Source organism: Saccharospirillum alexandrii (assembly GCF_043641555.1).
GTDB classification, from domain to species: domain Bacteria; phylum Pseudomonadota; class Gammaproteobacteria; order Pseudomonadales; family Natronospirillaceae; genus Saccharospirillum; species Saccharospirillum alexandrii_A.
The window spans coordinates 336,597-355,230 of sequence record NZ_JBHZRJ010000002.1 but is presented as its reverse complement, the minus strand read 5'-3'; the positions used below and the strand labels follow the sequence as shown (position 1 = coordinate 355,230).

Below are 18,634 nucleotides of genomic sequence, written 5' to 3'. Positions count from 1 at the left end.
CAGATGACTACAGAAATTATACTCGGTGTTGTTCTGTTCACCGTAATCGTGCTGTTGCTGGTCGGCGTTATTCTGTCGGCCCGCTCCAAGCTGGTGAGCAGCGGTGATGTAACCATCGAAATAAACGAAGATGCCGACAAGGCCATTACCGTGCCGGCCGGAAGCAAGCTGCTGGGTACGCTTGCGAATGATGGTATTTTCCTGTCTTCAGCCTGCGGCGGCGGCGGAACCTGCGCTCAGTGCAAGTGCAAAGTACTAGATGGCGGCGGCGCCGCTTTGCCAACCGAAGAGCAGCATTTCACCAAGGGTGAATTGCGTGAAGGCTGGCGCCTGGCTTGCCAGGTAGCCGTGAAGCAGGACATGAAAATTGAAGTCGAGCCTGAGTTCTTCGGTGTAAAGCGTTGGGAGTGTACGGTTGAATCCAACCCGAACGTGGCCACCTTCATTAAAGAGCTGACGCTGCGACTGCCTGAAGGTGAGAACGTCGATTTCCGGGCCGGCGGTTACGTCCAACTGGAAGCACCACCACATGAAGTGCACTACAAGGACTTCGATATTGAAGAACGTTTCCGTTCAGACTGGGACAAATTCAATGTCTGGCAATACTCTTCCAAGGTGAATGAGACCACCATCCGGGCCTATTCGATGGCGAATTACCCGGAAGAGAAGGGCATCGTCAAGTTCAATATCCGGATCGCCTCTCCACCACCGGGAACGAGCTATCCGCCGGGCATCATGTCTTCATACGTTTTCAGTCTGAAACCGGGTGACAAAATCACCGTGTTTGGACCGTTTGGCGAGTTTTTCGCCAAGGACACCGATGCGGAAATGGTGTTTATTGGTGGTGGTGCGGGTATGGCACCCATGCGGTCCCATATTTTTGATCAGCTGAAGCGTTTGAATTCAAAGCGCAAGATCAGCTTCTGGTACGGAGCCCGCAGCTTGCGCGAAACCTTCTATTCGGAAGAGTACGATACACTTGCCGAAGAGAACGACAATTTCGAGTGGCACCTGGCCTTGTCGGATGCGCTGCCGGAAGACAACTGGACGGGCCATACGGGCTTTATCCATAACGTCCTCTATGAGCAGTATCTGAAAGATCATGAGGCGCCAGAAGACGTCGAGTACTACATGTGTGGTCCTCCGATGATGAACGCTGCATGCATCAAGATGCTTGAAGATCTGGGTGTAGAGCGCGACAACATCCTGCTTGACGACTTTGGCGGCTAAACCAGGCTCTGCTATTGGAGAATTGATGTTTTATGCCTTGAAAAAGCCTGCAGTGTGGCTGTGCCTGATGGCATGGCTGCTCTCAGGCTGTTCTGGTTGGGGCGCTGCCGAGGTTCACAAGCTCAGCGGTTACTCCATGGGAACCAGTTACACCGTCAGTATTGTTGCCAAAGAATCTGAAGCCCGGGCTCTGGACGGGGAAGTAAGAACGGCCATTGACGAAGTAAACGTCGCCATGTCTACCTATTTGCCGCGCTCTGATGTATCCCGCTTCAATGAAGCCCCTGTTGATAGCTGGGTTGCCGTCTCGCCGATGACGGCCGAAGTGGTCAGTCTGGCACTCGAGGTTGCCGAAGCCAGTGACGGGGCCTTTGACCCGACCATTGGGCCGCTGGTTAATCTATGGGGCTTTGGTCCTAAGGAAACCACGGATCAGGTTCCGTCTGAAGAAGAAATTGAAGCAGCAATGGCTATGGTGGGCTGGCGGGCCATTGAAGTCGATAGTACCGCCCACAAGCTGCGTAAAACGGAGCCGCGTGAACTGGATTTGTCGGCCATCGCCAAAGGCTACGCAGTAGACCAGGTAGCCGACATGCTGGAAGCCAGAGGCATCAATAATTATCTGGTTGAAATTGGTGGAGAGATGCGTTTCGCAGGCACCAAGCCAGAAGGTGAGGCATGGCGTGTTGCCATAGAATCGCCAGACAGTGAACGCCGCTCGGTATATAAAATACTGGAAGTTACCGAGGGTTCCATGGCGACCAGCGGAGACTACCGGAATTTTTTCGAACAGGACGGGATGCGCTACTCCCACACCCTGGATCCGCAAACGGGGTATCCTATTCGCCATGACCTGGTCAGCGCGACCGTTATGGGTGAGCGCAGTGTATTAAGCGATGCCTACGCTACCGCGTTTATGGTGATGGGCGCCGAGGCAGCCATGGCGCTAGCCAGTGACCAGGATTTGGCGGTCTACCTGATTCAGCGTAACGGGAAAGGGGATACGGAAACCCTTTCCGAGCGATTCGACGCACTGTTTGAGCAAAGCAACTAAACTGCAGTAAACCTGGCTTGTACCGGATCTGGATTGAGTGATTAACCGGTAATCGGTATGGCCTTATTGGAGGTGCTTATGGCGACCTTTTTCGCTGTGTTTGTATTCATGCTGCTGGTGATCGCAGCAATGGCGGTGGGCGTGATCTTCGGACGTCAGCCGATTAAAGGCTCTTGTGGTGGCATGGCTGCCGTGGGTATGGAAGCCGAGTGTGATGTTTGCGGGGGCGATAAAGGCAAGTGCGATACTGAAATCAAGTCCGCTCGTAAGGCGGCCCGGCAAAAGGCCCTGTCTGATCTGGGTGTCGACGCAACCCGGTAATAAGGGTGATCGGTAATCACCCTGCACAGACAGTTTCTAAGGAGTAAGCATGTCGGAAGCACAATACGATCTGGTGATCATCGGCAGTGGACCTGCCGGTGAAAGTGCAGCCATGAACGCTGCAAAAGCGGGTAAAAAGGTGGCCGTTGTCGACCTGCGCCAACTGGTGGGAGGCAACTGCACGCACCAGGGCACGATACCATCCAAGGCACTGCGTCATGCGGTAAACCAGGTCATGCAATTTAATCGCAGCCCGATGTTCCGGCATATATCCGAACAAAAGTGGTTGTCGTACAGTCAGGTTAGGGAATCGGCACACCGGGTCATTGACAAGCAAGTGTCGATGCGAGCCCGTTTCTATAGCCGCAACGGCGTCGACCTGTATTACGGTGTTGCCAGCTTTATCGATCCGCATACCATCAAGGTGGACCGCTCAGACGATCAGGCCGATATTCTAACAGCCCATGAGATCATCGTAGCCACCGGTTCGCGGCCTTACCGGCCACCCGAAGTTGATTTTAACCACCCCCGACTGTTCGATAGCGATACCATTCTCGACTCCACAGAAACACCCCGGCATCTGGTGATTTATGGTGCGGGTGTTATTGGCAGTGAGTATGCCTCTATCTTCAACGGTCTGGGTTGCAAGGTGGATCTGATCAATCCGGGTGACCGCCTGCTGGCCTTTATGGATGATGAAATCTCCGATGGCCTGAGTTACCACTTGCGCGGTCACGGCGTATTGGTGAGACACAATGAGGAATTTGTCAGTGTCGATGGTTTCGATGACCATATTGTGCTGACACTTGCTTCCGGCAAGAAGATCAAGGCTGACGCCTTCATGTGGGCCAATGGGCGTTCTGGTAACACCGACAAGCTGAACATGCCCGCGGCAGGTCTGACCGCCAATAGACGGGGGCAACTGGAGGTGGATGAGTTTTACCGGACATCGGTGCCGCACATTTATGCCGTAGGTGATGTTATTGGCTGGCCGAGTCTGGCCAGTGCAGCGTACGATCAGGGTCGCAGTGCCTCTGGCGTGATCGTCGACAACAACACCTATCGGCACATTAACGATGTGCCCACTGGCATTTATACCATTCCGGAAATTTCGTCGGTAGGCAAAACCGAACGCGAACTGACGCAGGCAAAGGTGCCTTATGAAGTGGGTAAAGCCTATTTCAAAGACACGGCCCGGGCGCAAATCACCGGTGAAGACGTCGGGATGCTGAAGTTATTGTTCCACCGGGATACGCTCGAACTGCTGGGGATCCATTGTTTCGGCGACCAGGCTGCTGAAATTCTGCACATTGGCCAGGCCATTATGGCGCAAAAGAATGGCGGCAATAACATCCAGTACTTCATCGAGCATACGTTCAATTACCCGACAATGGCTGAAGCCTATCGGGTGGCGGCACTGAACGGCTTGAATCGTATTTTCTGACACGGATTACCGTGTTTGACCTGTAATAAAAAGCAGCCTCAGGGCTGCTTTTTTTGTTGCTGTAATCAGTAAACCCCTCGTTTTGGCTGCACATAGCGATGAACGCGAATGGAGGGCAGAAAGGCGTCGTCTTCCAGCCGGTTATCGCTGCGAACCAGGCGCTGACGTTCGCCGGGTGGGGTGGCCGTGGGGATTGAGAAGTCGGGCAGTTCATTAATGCCCTGACTGGGAAACAACAGCGGCAGCGAGACATTCAGTGATTTACGACGGCCATCGGCAAAGACCAGGTTGGCACGCAATACCGGGGCCTGTTTCTGCACACGGGCCAGGGGTTCGGAATCTGGCAATGAAGCCAGGCGTTCCATTTGGATGCGGATGTGTGCCGATTCGGTATTGAGTTTGATTAACCGCTCCCAGGCCTCTTTTTTGGTGATTTTCTGGATGGAGCGCCCGCTGGTGTACCAACTAAAGCCAACACGATCGGGACGTTTTACCACCAGAGGAATGTGCCGAAAAACCTGTTTCAGGTGCAAGCGGGTCAGGCCTTCCCGACCCAGGGCCTCGTTCAGACCCTTGTAACGGCGGGCCAGTTGACCCTGGAGCTCACGCCAGTGAACGGAATCGGCTGTTTTTATCGCCTGTACCCGGTTGCGAAACCGGTCTTTGGCGATATTCACTTCAGCCGCAAGCGTAATCTGTTCCCGGTTCAGGGCAATCAGCCCCGGGTAGATCCGAGTTTCCCGGCCGTCCTGGTCGTCCTGATACCAGAGATCCAGCAGCAAATCCTCTAGGTCGGGCGCACGCACGGCTCCGTTCCAGGGCGCAATCCAGTGCGCGCTGTCGTACTGATGAACCGAACGGGAAAATGCAGAAATGGAGCGACGCAATCGCTCGAACTCATCAAAGAGTTGTTTTTCATTCATACTTATACCGTTATCTACCGCATGTTCTTCAGCATAATGGATGTGGCTGGGGTTGCCAAGGTATTCATGTCAGAGCCGACAGGCGGGATTAGGTTGTGCAGGATGAGTCTTAATGGAACAGGAAAACGGGCCCGGGAGGGCCCGCCGGTGATATCAGGCTGAGTGGGCTTTGATGATGCCTTCCATCTTGATTTGGTCTTCAATGAACTTGCGAATACCTTCCGCGAGTTTCTCGGTCGCCATCGGGTTATTGTTCATGCCCAGGCGGAAATCAGATTCCCTGATCGCTTCCGGTTGCTTGCCAGTCGCCGCTGGTGCGACCAGAGCTTGTTTCAGTTCACCGCTGTCGTTACTCAACTCTTCCAGCAGAGCGGGGCTGATGGTCAGGCGATCGCAACCGGCCAGAGCTTCAATTTCTCCGGTGTTACGGAAGCTGGCACCCATCACAATGGTTGGATAGCCGTGTTCTTTATAGTGCTTGAAGATCTCGCGAACACTGATGACGCCAGGGTCGTTTTCACCGGTGTAGGTCTGGCCCGTATCTTTTTTGTACCAGTCCATAATGCGACCGACAAAGGGAGATATCAGGGTTGCACCGGCATCGGCGCACGCCTGGGCTTGTTCCATGCTGAACAAAAGGGTCATGTTGCAGTGGATGCCCTCTTTTTCCAGGACTCGAGCGGCCTGAATGCCTTCCCAGGTACTGGCGATCTTGATCAGAATGCGGTCACGGCTCCAGCCTGCTGATTCGTACAGCTCAATCAGTCGGTGGGCTTTGGCGAGGGTAGCCTCAGTATCGAACGACAGGCGCGCATCGACTTCTGTGGAGACGTAGCCAGGCACTTCCTGAAGGATTTCCTGACCGATCGAGGTGATCAGCCGGTCGATGCCATCATCGAAATCGCTGGATTCAGCCATGCAGCGCTTGATTAGGTTGTCATAGAGCCCACTCTCTACGGCTTTTAATACCAGCGAGGGGTTGGTGGTTGCGTCCTGGGGTTTGAACTTCTTGATGGACTCGAGTTCGCCGGTGTCTGCGACGATGACGGTGTATTCTTTCAGCTGTTCAAGTTTGCTCATGTCAACTCTCTTTTTGCTGACCCCGGGGGCCAGTGATGGTGGCTGGGATAGGTACTGGTGCCCCCGTCAGGCGTGTTCCAGGGGTTCAGCATCAAGCAATTCAACTTCCGACAGTGCCCGCTCCAGTAATTCCAGGCTGGCACCGGGTTTGTGCATGCCTTCACTCAAGACACGGCGGAAACGCCGTGCCCCCGGCTGCCCCTGAAATAAACCCAGAGTATGTCGCAGGGCATATTTCAATGGTTTGCCTTGCTGCAGATGATGGTCAACCCATTGCACGTACGCAGAGACCAGCTCTGACTGGGTTTGGAGGACCGTAGCCTGATCGTAGTAGGTTGGGTCAACCGATTGCAGAATCAATGGATTCTGGTAGGCCTCACGTCCGAGCATGACACCATCGAGGCCTTCATCGAGCAGGGAGAGGCAGGCGGCATGATCCTTGAGCCCGCCATTGATAATGATGTTCAGGGCAGGGAAATCAGCCTTCAACTGCCTCACCCGATCGTAGTCGAGCGGCGGTATCTCCCGGTTTTCCTTGGGGCTGAGGCCGCTGAGAATGGCCTTGCGTGCGTGGACGATGAAGGTGTCGCAGCCGGATTCGGCGGTGATGCCAACAAAGTCGCGCAGGAATTCGTAGCTGTCGAAATCGTCGATGCCAATGCGATGTTTCAGCGTGATGGGCAGTGAAACCGCGTCGCGCATGGCTTTGAGTCCGTCGCGGACCAAAGCGCCGTGGGCCATGAGTATGGCGCCGATCATGCCATTCTGGACCCGGTCGGAAGGGCAGCCTGCGTTCAGGTTGACTTCATCATAGCCCCATTGTTCCGCCATTTTAGCGCAGGTGGCCAGATCTTGTGCATCGGAACCGCCCAGTTGCAGGGCCAGCGGGTGTTCAGATTCGGTATAGGCCAGAAAACGGTCGCGCTGACCATGAATGAGCGCGCCAGTCGTAACCATTTCGGTGTAAAGCAGGGCACGGCGCGTCAGCAGCCGGTGAAACTGACGGCACTCACTGGTCGTCCAGTCCATCATGGGGGCTACGCTGAAGCGATGTGGGTAGCTCAAGTTCATCTCCGGTGGCAGCGTCAGACAGGCTGGCGGGCGGCACTCCGGGTAGCGCCCGCCAGAACGTTCAGGTGCGCATCATAGCCAATATGTGACGCCAATATAACCAAAAGTCGCCATTACCACGGCATAAGGGAATGCCATCACCACCATCCGGCCGTATGACAGCCGCACCAGCGGCGAGATGGCTGACGTCAGCAGGAACAGGAAAGCCGCCTGACCATTGGGCGTGGCGACCGATGGCAGGTTGGTACCGGTGTTAATCGCAACCGTCAGCAGGTTGAACTGGTCACGGCTGATGTCACCGGCTTCAAGCGCCAGCTTCACTTCGTTGATGTATACCGTGGCGACGAACACATTGTCGCTGATTGCGGACAGTAAGCCGTTGGCAATAAAGAACATCCCGGGCTGGATATCCATGGGCAGACTGAGTACCCAGGCGATGATGGGCGCGAACAGGTGCTGACTGTGAATGACACCAACGATGGTAAAGAAAACGACCAGCAAGGCGGTGAATGGCAATGCTTCCTCAAACGCCTTGCCGATGTTGTGTTCGTCGGTAATGCCGTTGAACGCTGTTAACAACACAATAACGCTCAGGCCGATCAGACCCACTTCAGCAAGATGAAACGCCAGGCCCAGTATCAGCCAGATGGCGACCACGCCCTGGACGATCAGCTTGGCGACGTCTTTGCGGGTACGTTTGGCCTGCTGGTGCTCCTCATAGTCTTCCAGAATGCTGCGCACGACCTGGGGCAGTTTGGAGCCATAACCGAACCATTTGAGCTTCTCGAGCAGTACACAGGTAGTCAGGCCTGCGAACAGCACCGGCATGGTTACCGGAGCCATTCTGAGAAAGAACTCTGCAAAGTCCCAGCCCGCTATGCGCGCAATCAGCAGGTTTTGCGGTTCGCCCACCAGGGTGCAAACACCGCCCAGCGCGGTGCCGACGGCGCCGTGCATCAGCAGAGAGCGCAGAAAGCCCCGGAACGAGTCGAGATCTTCCCGGTGCAGGTCTTCCACCCCTTCGTCCATATTATGGTCGTGGTCGTGGTGGAAGTGCTTTCCGGAGGCGACTTTATGGTAGACCGAATAGAAACCAACGGCGACGCTGATCAGTACGGCGGTGACGGTCAGGGCATCCAGAAAGGCCGACAGGAAGGCCGCTGCGCTGCAAAACATCAGGGAAAGCAGAGTTTTGGAGCGAATGCCCAGTAACAGCTTGGTGAAAATGAACAGCAGCAAGTCTTTCATGAAGTAGATGCCGGCAACCATGAACATCAGCAGCATGATCACCGGGAAGTTGGTCACCGCTTCGTGGTAAACGACTTCCGGGCTGGTCAGGCCGATGACAACGGCTTCAATGGCCAGCAAGCCGCCAGGTTGTAGCGGATAGCATTTTAATGCCATGGCCAGGGTGAAAATGAACTGGCCAATCAGCATCCAGCCAACGATCAGGGGCCCGCTGTCTCCCAGACTGAAAAAAAGTATGGGGTTGATGACCAGGAAGGCGACAATGGTCTTTTTATACCAGTTGGGGCTGTGCCCCAGAAAGTTCTTAACAAAGGACTGACTAAGCGAGGTGTTCATCAGAGGCTCTTCGGGTAATGTGAAAGCGGTATTGCAACAACCCTGTTATAGCCTGTACGGGTCGCGCAAAGCGCGCCCAAAGTACCCGTTTCTGCAGGAAATTCAAGCCGCTTGTAGGAAAACAACAATGACAGGTCGCCAATCAGGAAGCCGATTCCACCGGATGTTGCCATGAAACCCTTGCCCGTTAAGACAAAACCTAAGAAATCGACGCTAAATATGTGCTTTTATTAACAAATTGAGTGTGGAACACTGATGCAATGGGTGGTTGCTGGGTATACTGGCAGCAGGGATGCGTTATTCGCTGGTTCACTGCGCAATCGGGCTGATCAACAGTATGATGATTGGCCAGGACCGGCGGACAGTAACGCCACCCACCGGAGTCGCCGCCAAGGCAGCAGGCGGTTGTTGATCACGTCCCGTACGTGAGTCCCGCAACAAGGTTAGTGAACGATGAGTACAGCCACATCTAAGGAAGCGATCAAGACCGAGCTTGAAGCCACGCTGCAGCAAGCGCAGTCTGCACTTGAGAGTTTTAGCTCGGACACGAGCGATCTGGTGCAATTACAACAATCACAGGATCTGATTGGACAAATGCGGGGCATCTTCCAGGTTTTGGAAGAAGAGGGCGCCATCGCCCTGTGCGACGAGTTTAATGCGCTGATTAACGCCATTCCCACCGGTGATTCAGTCGATAGCGACGATGTACGCGTGAAACTGGACGCCATGAGCGGCGGACTGGTAGTCCTGAGCCGTTATCTGGAGTTTTTAAGCCTCGGCCAAAAAGCCATACCTGCGGTACTGTTGCCCACCATCAATCAGCTTCGGCGGGCCCGGGGTGTGACTTTGCTGGGAGAAGGGCACTTCTTTCAGTTCTCGTTCAAACCCGGCAAACCGGCAGACAACAAAGTCTTCGAGTTTTCACCTCAGAAGATTCGTCAGCTCAAGAAATTTCGCCATATGTACCAGGCTGGTTTGTTGCACCTGTTGCGGGGCGAGCGCACCGTGGGTGCCTTCAAGTACATGGGTCTGGCATTAAACCGGATTGATCAACTGCTGGCCAACGCTCCCTGCGCGCCGCTGTGGTGGGTCGCTTCGGGCGCTCTGGAGTCCATGGCCAACCGCAGTGCACTGATGACCGGGCCTCGCAAGATGCTGTTTGCCCAGCTCGATCGCCATCTGAAAGACCTGATCAGCCACGCCCCCAAATCGCTGAGCAAACAACCTTCGCTCGCGCTAATGAAAGAATTTCTGTTTCTGCTCGCCATGAATCCGGCCGAAAGCCTCAGGGCGCGCCAAGTCGCCAAGTTTTACAAGCTGCCCACCCTGGGGCAGAGCGATGACATGCTCGAAGAACAGCGGCAAATCCTGTTCAGTCCAGGCCGCAGTGTGCTGTCGAGTGTATCCGACGCCCTGAAAGAGGACATATCGGTCATCAAGGATACGGTTGATCAGGCGGCGCGCGGTGATAGCGGCTTTTCAGCGCGCACCTTGCAGGAGCGCATGACCAAAGTGGCCGATGTGTACGTTATGCTGGGCTTGCAAAGCCCGGCAAATGTGCTGAAACAGCAAGCGAAGGTGATCGCAGGCTGGGCCGACAACGCAGCCCCCTCCAACGAGCAGTTGCTGACCATAGCCGATGCGGTCTTGTACGCGGAAAGCGCCTTGTCACGCATTTTGCAGGGTCAGCGCCAGCTGGAAGGCAGTGGCGACAACAAGGCCGCGCTGGCACAGTTGCACGATGCCCGAGTCGTCCTGATCGATGAAGCAGAGGCCGGCCTGGCCCTGGCCAAAAGGGCCATTACAGCGTATATGGACTCCCAGGGTGACCGACTGCATTTGTCGAATGTGGTGCCTACGCTCCATGGCGTAAAAGGGGCTTTTGTCTTCCTGAACAGCACTACCGCTGCCAACCTGATTCAGCGTGCCATTAACTACATCAGCCGGGATCTTGAAGAATCCGGCACTATGGTCGATCCGGGGCAGCTGGAGTCACTGGCTGATGCCTTGTCGAGTCTGGAGTTCTTCCTCGAGGGCTTGCTCAGCGATTCGGCCAATGAAGATATCCTGAAGCTCGCCAAACACAGCCTGGCTGCGCTGTCGGTGTAATCCAATACCATGAAACTGATGACGCAATGGCCACTGTTTGCTGTGCTGGTGCTGCCCGGCCTGGTACTGGCTTACATTGCCTTGCGTCTGCTACTGCGCCGTGGCTGGGTACGGGGCTTTGTTCGAGGCACCCTGGGCGTCGCCTGTCTGGTCGGCCTGGTCATCCTCGGCCTGTTTATTGTTGATCTGGCGGCTTATCGCGCCTTTACCCGGGAAATGATCATCGCAACCCTGTCGTTCAGTCAGCAGGGCGAGCAGATCTATGAGGTCAATCTGGAGACCAATCAGGACCAGCAACAACGCACCCTGGTGTTGAATGGCGATGAATGGCAGCTGGATGCCAGAGTGCTTACCTGGTCAGGGCCGCTGGTGGTGCTGGGTATGGAACCGGTGTATCGGCTGGACCGGATCAGCGGGCGTTATCAGACCGTTGAACGGGAGTTGAACGCGGCAAGAACCGTTATCGATTTGCGTGCGGATCCACTCTGGTCGGCGAGTGAGGTCAGCGATTGGTTGCCCTGGGTCAACGCACGATTTGGCAGCAGTGTGTTTCTGCCAATGGTTGATAACGGCTTGTTTGAAGTTGTGCTGGGTGCTCAGGGGCTGGTCGCAAGACCGGTCAATGAACCGGCTCGCGACGCGCTGGGGGAGTGGTTTTCTGACTGAGCACCACTGTATTGCGCTGAATTACAGAGAAAACAGGTCCGACAGGCGGGTTGCCAGCATCATGTCGCCTTCGGTACGCAACCGACCTGCCATAAATGCCTGCATGCCATTCAAATCGCCTGAAACGATTTCTTTCAACGTATCTTCATCCATGATCAGGGTGACCGATGGGTCTTCATGCTCACCGGATACCAGCTTGCACTGGCTGTCTTTCACGATCAGGTGATAGGTCTCGCTGTCGTCGATGTTGAATTGAAACACAACATCCAGGCCCGAGGCGGCGTCAGCGTTGAATTGGGACTCGATGTTGTTGAACATGTCTGCGGTCGAAGCCATGGTCTGCTCTCCGTTAAGGGGTGGCTGAATAGTCAGTGCCTGGATTGTAGAGAGCTGATGGTTCAAAATCAAACGATTGTTTGAAACGTAAGTTTAACTGATGAAAAGGAGAGAATTGTGTGGGCTGAATACGGTGCATTTGTATTAAAAACCATCACCCTGGTCGTTATTCTGGTGATTGGGCTGATCGCGGTAGCTCGCGCATCGCAGGGAAACAGCGGTGGATCCAAAAAATCCGGGGGTCGGTTGCAGGTCGAAAAACTCAACGACCGCCTGGCTACAGGCGCCGATCGGGTTCGACAGGTGGTCTTGTCAAAAAAAGCCTACAAGGCACACCAAAAAGCTCAAAAGGCCGACCAGAAGGCCGCTACCGGTAAGGCGACCGATCAGGTCTGGGTGCTGCGTTTCAAAGGCGATATGCAGGCGTCTCAGGTCGACAGTTTGCGCCGAGAAGTCACGGCGATTATTCAGGTAGCCAGTGCCAGTGATGAGGTGGTGGTGGTGCTCGAGAGCCCAGGGGGTGCCGTATCTGGCTACGGCCTGGCGGCTTCGCAGCTGGTGCGGCTGAAAGACGCCGGGTTGTCACTGACGGTGTGTGTTGACAAAGTGGCTGCCAGCGGCGGTTATATGATGGCGTGTATCGCAGACCGGATCATAGCGGCTCCCTTTGCGGTGGTCGGCTCCATAGGTGTGCTGGCGCAGGTGCCCAATATTCATAAGCTGTTGCAACGACATCAGGTGGACGTGGAGGTGTTGACGGCGGGTAAACACAAGGCGCCGATGACACTGATGGGTGAAAAAACGGAAGAGGGCCGTCAGAAACTGCTGGATGACCTCAAGGCGATTCATGAGCGCTTCAAAGAGCTGGTCGGGCGTTACCGTCCGCAGCTGGATCTGGCCGCGGTAACAGAAGGCGACTTCTGGTTGGCGGAAGATGCTCGCGAACTGGGGTTGGTCGATCAGCTTGAAACCAGCGACGCCTACCTGCTGGCAAAAGCGAACAGCGCTGATGTGGTTTCGGTTACCTGGGTGCCTCAGGTGGGGGTGGATCAGCGTCTGAAAAAGGCGTTTTCCTCGTCTCTTCAGGGGGCTGTCGAGTCATTATCCCAGCGGTATATTCCCTGAGCTAGTAATGGCAGATGGTGATCCTGGGCGGTGAAGCGGGAGGGCAGAGCCGGTTGGCTCTGCCCCGGTGGCTGATAACACCAGCGTTATCGGTTATTGAAGCCGGGTGACGTCAACGTAGAGCGTCAGGCGCTGTCCGGGCTGCAAATATTCCTGACCGATGGTGTTCCAGTTCTGAATATCGGCAATGCGCACGTTAAAGCGATTGGCAATCCGGTACAGCGAGTCGCCCGCCCGCACGACATAACCGACTTTGCGTACGACTTCACGTCCGTTCCTGACCGATGAGCTGACTGAGGCATTGGTTGAAGGCGTAGCATCGTTACTGACCCACACGGCCAGTGTTTGCCCGGGGCGAATAACGTCGCGCGGAGCCATGTTGTTCCACCGGGCGAGGCTTTGAACCGTGACGTCAAACTCTCTGGAAATATCCCAGAAACTGTCACCTGGCTGAACCACGTAATCGACCCGCCGGGTGTCTGAACTGCCTGAGGCATTTTGCCGCCGCTCGAGTCGCTGATCTGCACTCATCGAGTAAGCATTGCTGCTGGCCGAAGCGGTGGGGATCATCAGGGCGTCGCCTGCACGAATCATACTGCCATTTAAATCGTTCGCTTCCTGGATGATGGCTACAGTCACCCCGAAGTCACGGGCAATGGTCAGCAATGAATCACCGGGTTCGATGGTGTAGCGCTGCCAGGCCATGCGTGAGTCGAGTGGCAGGTCGGCCAGGCGTTCCCGGAAACCGGCGGCGTTGTCGGCATGTACCAGCAACCGGTGCGGCCCTTCAGGGTTGGTTGCCCACTGGTTGAAACCCGGATTCAGCAAGTACAAGTCGCTCAGGTCCATATCGGCCATGGTTGCGGCTTGTGCAAGGTCAATCTGGCTGCCGACGTCAACGATCTCAAAGAACGGCTCGGTATCGAGCAGGGGCAGTTCAATGCCATAGGTTTCCGGCGAGTGAATCAGTTTTGCGAGTGCGAACATCTTAGGGACATAGGCCTCGGTTTCCCGGGGCAGATCCAGGTTCCAGAAGTCCGTTGGCTTGCCTTCGGCCCGGTTGCGACGCATGGCGCGCATCACCGTGCCAGGGCCTGAATTGTAGGCGGCCAGGGCCAACAGCCAATCACCATCAAACATATCATTGAGCTGATCGAGGTACTCCATGGCGGCCCGGGTCGACTCGACCACATCGCGCCGGCCGTCGTACCACCAGTCCTGCTTGAGTCCGAACATCCGCCCGGTCGAGGGTATGAACTGCCACATGCCAGCGGCGCTGCCATGTGAGTAGGCGAAAGGATCGAAGGCACTTTCAACAATGGGCAGCAGGGCCAGGTCGAGCGGCATATCCCGAGCCTGCAGTTCCGCAACAATGTGGAACATATAGCGACCCGCGCGTTCACTGACACGGTTGAAATAGCTCTGGTGGCTGGCATACCAGCGTAATTGCGAGGTGATGCGGGGGTCTTCCAGTGTCAGGTCGAATTCAAAGCCACGACGCAACGTTTGATACAGATCTTCCGGGTACTGGGCGTAAGGATCGTAAACCGCGCGAGCGCGCAGGTTTTCAGCGCTCAGGTCCGGCTCTGCATCAAACAGATACTCGGTTGCGGTCAGATCGGCGAGCAGTGGATCAAAAACTGTCTCGGGTTCGGGTTGAGCGGCTTCATCCAGGGCGGTGTCCAGTTCGCTTTCAACCAGAACCTGCTCGCTGACATCAGCGCTGGCCTCCGGATTCGGCTCTGCTGTGGTCTGGGAAAAAGACGAGAGTGCAGGCAAAGTACTGCATCCGCTGGTGACAAAGCCTGCGACGGCCAGCGGTATCAATAGTCGTTTGGATGCCATGTATGAGTCGTTTCTTTTTTGATGCTGGATTCCAGTTGAGCGATAATTCTATGTTGCTATGGGGTGTAGGGGCAAGTTAAGGCATAGTAAGGGTGAAGTGATCAAGCCGCTTTGTGACACTGAGCATCGGTCAGGGGATCCTATTTCGGCGCTTTATGACGTATTCTGACGTGCGCTGACTGTAATGAGGGCATTTTGGCTAAACGGATAGGTTTCAGATTCAAACAGTGGCTTCGAGCGGGGCCACCATCCGTGGCCGTCCAGGAATCAGCCCTGCACGACTGGTACAACACCCCCATGGGTGGTCGTTTGATAGAAGTCGAACGACAGCTGGTCGCCCGGGCTCTGGCTGGCCGCTTTGGCACGCACTTGGTGCAGCTTGACTCCGGCTATCATAAGCCGCTGTTTGAGCCCCGCCTGTACGGATGCGGTCTATTAATGACACAACTCGATAATCGGGCGCCTTGCCCGAGTGTTCGGGGCGATGCCGAAGCCTTGCCGTTTGAACCGGAGAGTCTCGATGCACTGATCATGCATCACACTCTGGATCAGTGCGATAACCCATACCAGGCCGTGCGTGAAGCGGCTCAGACCTTAAGGCCTGGTGGCATACTGGTGATTGTTGGCTTTAATCCTTATTCCACCTGGGGCCTTCGTGCCTTGTTCAGCCGGGCTCGTGCCGGTCTCTGGCGCAGTCGGTTCATCAGCAGCAATCGGGTTTCGGACTGGATGCAGTTGCTGAATTTTGAACTGGAGCGCTCCGAAAAACACGGGTTTATGTCACCCTTCTCCCGGCCGGCCTGGCTCTCGAAACTGAGGTTCTTTGGCCGGCTGCAAAAATCGCTGTTGCCCGTCACTGGCTCGGTCTATTTATTGGTCGGGTGCAAACAGGTACCGGGACGAATTAACGGCCGTGCCCGCTGGCGCGCTAAGCCCATACTCGAATCCGGGTTGGCCGGCCGAACCATCAGGAAACAACATGAGCAATAGTGAACAAACTGGCCAGGCCGTCGTGCTCTACACCGACGGTGCTTGCCGGGGTAACCCTGGCCCGGGTGGCTGGGGGGTATTGATGCAATACGGACAGAAACGCAAGGAGCTCTATGGCGGTGAAGATCAGACAACCAATAACCGTATGGAACTGATGGCTGCCATTGCCGGCCTGGAAGCCCTGAAACGCACTTGCCAGGTCGACATTTACACCGACTCCCAGTATGTGCGCAAAGGCATTACCGAATGGATACATGGCTGGAAAAAGAATGGCTGGAAAACATCGGCTAAAAAAGACGTCAAGAACCGGGATTTATGGCAACGGCTGGACGACAGTATCGCCCGCCACCGGGTGAACTGGCACTGGGTAAAGGGGCATGCGGGTCATCCGGGTAACGAGCGGGCCGACGCATTGGCTAATCTGGGGATTGACGATCGCAGTGTACGTGCCTGAGTGAGGCTGCAACGCGATGGATGGTGTGTTTCAACCTATTTCACGATGAGAATTTTAACAGCATGAGACAGATTGTACTGGATACGGAAACCACGGGTTTAAGCCCCAATAAAGGCGATCGCATCGTGGAAGTCGGGTGTGTCGAACTGGTGGATCGCAAGCTAACCGGTCGTCACTTTCATTACTATATAAACCCCGAGCGCGATATTCCCGACGAGGTGGTTGCGGTCCATGGTATTGATAACGACAAAGTAAAGGGTGCCCCCAAATTTCGTGACATTGCCCAGGAGTTTTGGGACTACGTTCACGGTGCAGAGCTGGTCATTCACAATTCAGCCTTCGACATGGGCTTTCTGCAGATGGAGTTCAACCGGCTTGCCGATGAAGGCTTCTCTCAGTTTGGGCAACTTAATGCCGTGTGTGGCGTACTCGATACGCTGAAGCTGGCACGCGAAAAACACCCGGGTGCCAAGGCATCACTGGATGCGTTATGCAAACGCTATGGCATCGACAATTCACACCGTACCTTGCACGGCGCCTTGCTCGATTCGGAAATTCTGGCTGACGTCTATTTGCTGATGACGGGCGGTCAGACTGCGTTGATTCTGGACGACGAAGAAGAAAAAAGTTCGGAGCAGGTCAGTTTTGACGCCAGTGCGGTCATTGCCTCCAACCAGCCTCTCAAGCGCGTTCAACCAACACCGGAAGAGCAGGATGCGCATCGCGACATGATGGCAGTTATAGAAAAAGCAGCGGGCAAGACTCCCTTATGGCTTGAACTGGCAACCCCTGGTGACTAAGGGTTGGCCAGTTCGTTGCCCTAGGGGGCGTGTTCAGTGCAGAGAGCGCCGAATCACGCCTACGTAGAGGCCTTCAATGGCGAAATCCTGCTGAGTTAGATCAACCCGGATAGGTTCGAAGTCTTCATTTTCCGGGTAGAGCGTGACAGTCTGCCCATCACGTTCATAGCGTTTGACGGTGACTTCATCGCCTACGCGGGCCACGACAACATCGCCATTGCGTACCTGATCGGTTTTGTGAACCGCGATGAGATCGTCTTCGAGAATGCCCATATTCTTCATGCTCAAGCCCTGAACCTGCAATAAAAAATCTGCCTTGGGGCTGAACAGGGTAGAGGGAAGGCTCAGGAATTCTTCTATCTGTTCCTGTGCCAGTATGGGTTCGCCTGCTGCAACCCGCCCGATAACCGGCAGGCCGGACTCGGGTTCCTCGGGAAGGCGAATGCCGCGCGATGCGCCGGGGATGATCTCGATGGCGCCCTTGCGGGCCAGCGCCTTGAGGTGTTCTTCAGCGGCGTTGGGAGAACGGAAGCCCAGTTGGCTGGCGATTTCCGCACGGGTAGGGGGGTAGCCCGTTTCCAGCATGTGGTCTTTTACGAGGTCGAGAACTTGTTGTTGACGAGCCGTCAGTTTAAACATAATGTCGCCCTGTTTTTATATACAGTAGCTGTGATTATATACAGCCTGTGATCGCTGTAAAGGATTCTCTGGTTTGAAAAGTAGCAGTCAATACTTCCCGGTTGCTCTGTTGAGCGCGGAGTACAAAGAAGGCATTTATGAAGATGTCTATTCGCTGAAACCCAATACCAGTACCGACAATACGGTGGAGATTGCGCTGGTTCGGTTGCATTCGGAACAGGTATCGCGGGGTCACCCGGTGTTGCTGGTGCATGATGCGTTCTCCAACCACTGGCAATGGCTCGATTACGGGGTTGGTGGTGTAGCCGGTGTGTTGGTGCGGGCGGGGTATGATGTCTGGCTTATGGACTGGCGCGGACATGGTTTGTCTTCCCGCAATCAAAGGCCAACCCTCAATACACTTGATGCGATGGCTGAATTTGATTTGCCACCTGTTATCCGTTTTATCGAAGAGAAAACATCTCAGCTTCCTACTCTGGTTAGCCAGGGGTACGGTTGTGAGATGGTGTTGCAGCATGCAGCCGTAATACAGTACAAGGCCAATGTTGTATTGTTGAATGCATCGCCGGTCTGGCCGCGCCGGGTGTTCTGGATTCCAGGCGTCAAAGCCTGGTACAGAATCAGGCTTGGTTTACGGCGCTGGCATCGAAAGGAAGGGCGGGAAGAAATCGAACCCGCTACGCTATTCCGGCAGATGCTCCGTCGTCAGGGTTGGTTTGGACGCTGGCGCGGCTACGATCGGGAACTGATGAAGCCCCGGTTAAAAGCCGTGGAATCCCGTCTTTACTGGGTTCTTTCGTCACAGAAACCTGATTCCGGTCTAAGGCGCCTGGGGTTGGATCCGTCACGAGTGATTACCGGCGCTGGTGCCCGGGACTGGCTAACCTTAATGGCTTCAATCAGTCCGACCCACAAGCCGCTAGTGCAGGAACAGCCCCGTTAGCCCGGGTGCTAACCGGCGTC

At 55.2% G+C, this 18,634-nt stretch carries 18 protein-coding genes; 11 read left to right on the top strand and 7 right to left on the bottom strand.

Features of this window, described 5'->3' with window-relative positions:
• The first annotated feature begins 3 nt into the window (after positions 1-3).
• The 4 genes from nqrF to sthA all read left to right on the top strand — a co-directional run bounded on the left by nqrF (position 4) and on the right by sthA (position 4,049).
• Positions 4-1,230 (top strand): NADH:ubiquinone reductase (Na(+)-transporting) subunit F, encoded by a 1,227-nt coding sequence (gene nqrF / locus ACHUE7_RS07495; RefSeq protein ID WP_394169421.1) that lies wholly within the window; start codon positions 4-6, stop codon positions 1,228-1,230.
• A 25-nt stretch (positions 1,231-1,255) separates the two neighbouring features.
• The gene (locus ACHUE7_RS07490) at positions 1,256-2,284 is read left to right on the top strand and encodes an FAD:protein FMN transferase (RefSeq protein WP_394169420.1); all 1,029 of its coding nucleotides are present in this window, start codon (positions 1,256-1,258) and stop codon (positions 2,282-2,284) included.
• Between the two features lie 78 nt (positions 2,285-2,362).
• Positions 2,363-2,605, top strand: coding sequence for a (Na+)-NQR maturation NqrM (gene nqrM / locus ACHUE7_RS07485; protein ID WP_127555282.1), 243 nt, complete (start codon positions 2,363-2,365; stop codon positions 2,603-2,605).
• A 49-nt stretch (positions 2,606-2,654) separates the two neighbouring features.
• Positions 2,655-4,049, top strand: coding sequence for a Si-specific NAD(P)(+) transhydrogenase (gene sthA / locus ACHUE7_RS07480; RefSeq protein WP_394169419.1), 1,395 nt, complete (start codon positions 2,655-2,657; stop codon positions 4,047-4,049).
• 65 nt (positions 4,050-4,114) lie between these two features.
• Here the strand turns inward: sthA and ACHUE7_RS07475 are convergent, their stop codons facing one another.
• From ACHUE7_RS07475 to nhaB, 4 genes are all read right to left on the bottom strand, one after another.
• The gene (locus tag ACHUE7_RS07475) at positions 4,115-4,972 is read right to left on the bottom strand and encodes a DNA replication terminus site-binding protein (protein WP_394169418.1); all 858 of its coding nucleotides are present in this window, start codon (positions 4,970-4,972) and stop codon (positions 4,115-4,117) included.
• Positions 4,973-5,125: 153 nt separating this feature from the next.
• A complete protein-coding gene (gene tal, locus ACHUE7_RS07470) occupies positions 5,126-6,052 on the bottom strand; it encodes a transaldolase (protein WP_394169417.1) in 927 nt (308 codons plus the stop codon).
• Positions 6,053-6,118: 66 nt separating this feature from the next.
• Positions 6,119-7,123 (bottom strand): tRNA dihydrouridine(20/20a) synthase DusA, encoded by a 1,005-nt coding sequence (gene dusA, locus ACHUE7_RS07465; protein WP_394169416.1) that lies wholly within the window; start codon positions 7,121-7,123, stop codon positions 6,119-6,121.
• Positions 7,124-7,195: 72 nt separating this feature from the next.
• Positions 7,196-8,707: a sodium/proton antiporter NhaB gene (nhaB, locus tag ACHUE7_RS07460; protein ID WP_127555287.1), complete on the bottom strand. Its 1,512-nt coding sequence runs from the start codon at positions 8,705-8,707 to the stop codon at positions 7,196-7,198.
• A 453-nt stretch (positions 8,708-9,160) separates the two neighbouring features.
• On the opposite strand from nhaB, the gene ACHUE7_RS07455 reads away from it, so the two are divergent.
• Positions 9,161-10,816: a hypothetical protein gene (locus ACHUE7_RS07455; RefSeq protein WP_394169415.1), complete on the top strand. Its 1,656-nt coding sequence runs from the start codon at positions 9,161-9,163 to the stop codon at positions 10,814-10,816.
• A gap of 9 nt (positions 10,817-10,825) precedes the next feature.
• Positions 10,826-11,482 carry an SAM domain-containing protein gene (locus tag ACHUE7_RS07450; protein ID WP_394169414.1) on the top strand — a complete coding sequence of 219 codons (657 nt, stop codon included), beginning with the start codon at positions 10,826-10,828 and terminating at the stop codon, positions 11,480-11,482.
• Positions 11,483-11,503: 21 nt separating this feature from the next.
• On the opposite strand, the gene ACHUE7_RS07445 is transcribed toward ACHUE7_RS07450, so the two are convergent.
• A complete protein-coding gene (locus ACHUE7_RS07445; protein ID WP_348475375.1) occupies positions 11,504-11,818 on the bottom strand; it encodes an SCP2 sterol-binding domain-containing protein in 315 nt (104 codons plus the stop codon).
• Between the two features lie 117 nt (positions 11,819-11,935).
• Here ACHUE7_RS07445 and sohB point away from each other — a divergent pair, with 117 nt between their 5' ends.
• Positions 11,936-12,943, top strand: a complete 1,008-nt coding sequence (gene sohB, locus ACHUE7_RS07440) for a protease SohB (protein ID WP_394169413.1) — start codon at positions 11,936-11,938, stop codon at positions 12,941-12,943.
• Between the two features lie 93 nt (positions 12,944-13,036).
• On the opposite strand, the gene ACHUE7_RS07435 is transcribed toward sohB, so the two are convergent.
• Positions 13,037-14,788 carry a lytic transglycosylase gene (locus tag ACHUE7_RS07435; RefSeq protein WP_394169412.1) on the bottom strand — a complete coding sequence of 584 codons (1,752 nt, stop codon included), beginning with the start codon at positions 14,786-14,788 and terminating at the stop codon, positions 13,037-13,039.
• A gap of 252 nt (positions 14,789-15,040) precedes the next feature.
• Between ACHUE7_RS07435 and ACHUE7_RS07430 the strand changes: the two genes are divergently transcribed.
• The 3 genes from ACHUE7_RS07430 to dnaQ all read left to right on the top strand — a co-directional run bounded on the left by ACHUE7_RS07430 (position 15,041) and on the right by dnaQ (position 17,032).
• A complete protein-coding gene (locus ACHUE7_RS07430) occupies positions 15,041-15,778 on the top strand; it encodes a class I SAM-dependent methyltransferase (RefSeq protein ID WP_394169411.1) in 738 nt (245 codons plus the stop codon).
• The gene (gene rnhA, locus ACHUE7_RS07425; RefSeq protein WP_394169410.1) at positions 15,768-16,232 is read left to right on the top strand and encodes a ribonuclease HI; all 465 of its coding nucleotides are present in this window, start codon (positions 15,768-15,770) and stop codon (positions 16,230-16,232) included. The genes ACHUE7_RS07430 and rnhA overlap by 11 nt, the downstream gene beginning before the upstream one ends.
• A 62-nt stretch (positions 16,233-16,294) precedes the next feature.
• Positions 16,295-17,032: a DNA polymerase III subunit epsilon gene (gene dnaQ, locus ACHUE7_RS07420; RefSeq protein ID WP_394169409.1), complete on the top strand. Its 738-nt coding sequence runs from the start codon at positions 16,295-16,297 to the stop codon at positions 17,030-17,032.
• 33 nt (positions 17,033-17,065) lie between these two features.
• Here dnaQ and lexA read toward each other — a convergent pair whose 3' ends face one another.
• Complete coding sequence (lexA, locus tag ACHUE7_RS07415) at positions 17,066-17,671, bottom strand: transcriptional repressor LexA (RefSeq protein WP_394169408.1); 606 nt, start codon at positions 17,669-17,671, stop codon at positions 17,066-17,068.
• Between the two features lie 73 nt (positions 17,672-17,744).
• Here lexA and ACHUE7_RS07410 point away from each other — a divergent pair, with 73 nt between their 5' ends.
• Complete coding sequence (locus ACHUE7_RS07410; protein ID WP_394169407.1) at positions 17,745-18,614, top strand: alpha/beta fold hydrolase; 870 nt, start codon at positions 17,745-17,747, stop codon at positions 18,612-18,614.
• Positions 18,615-18,634: the final 20 nt, after the last annotated feature.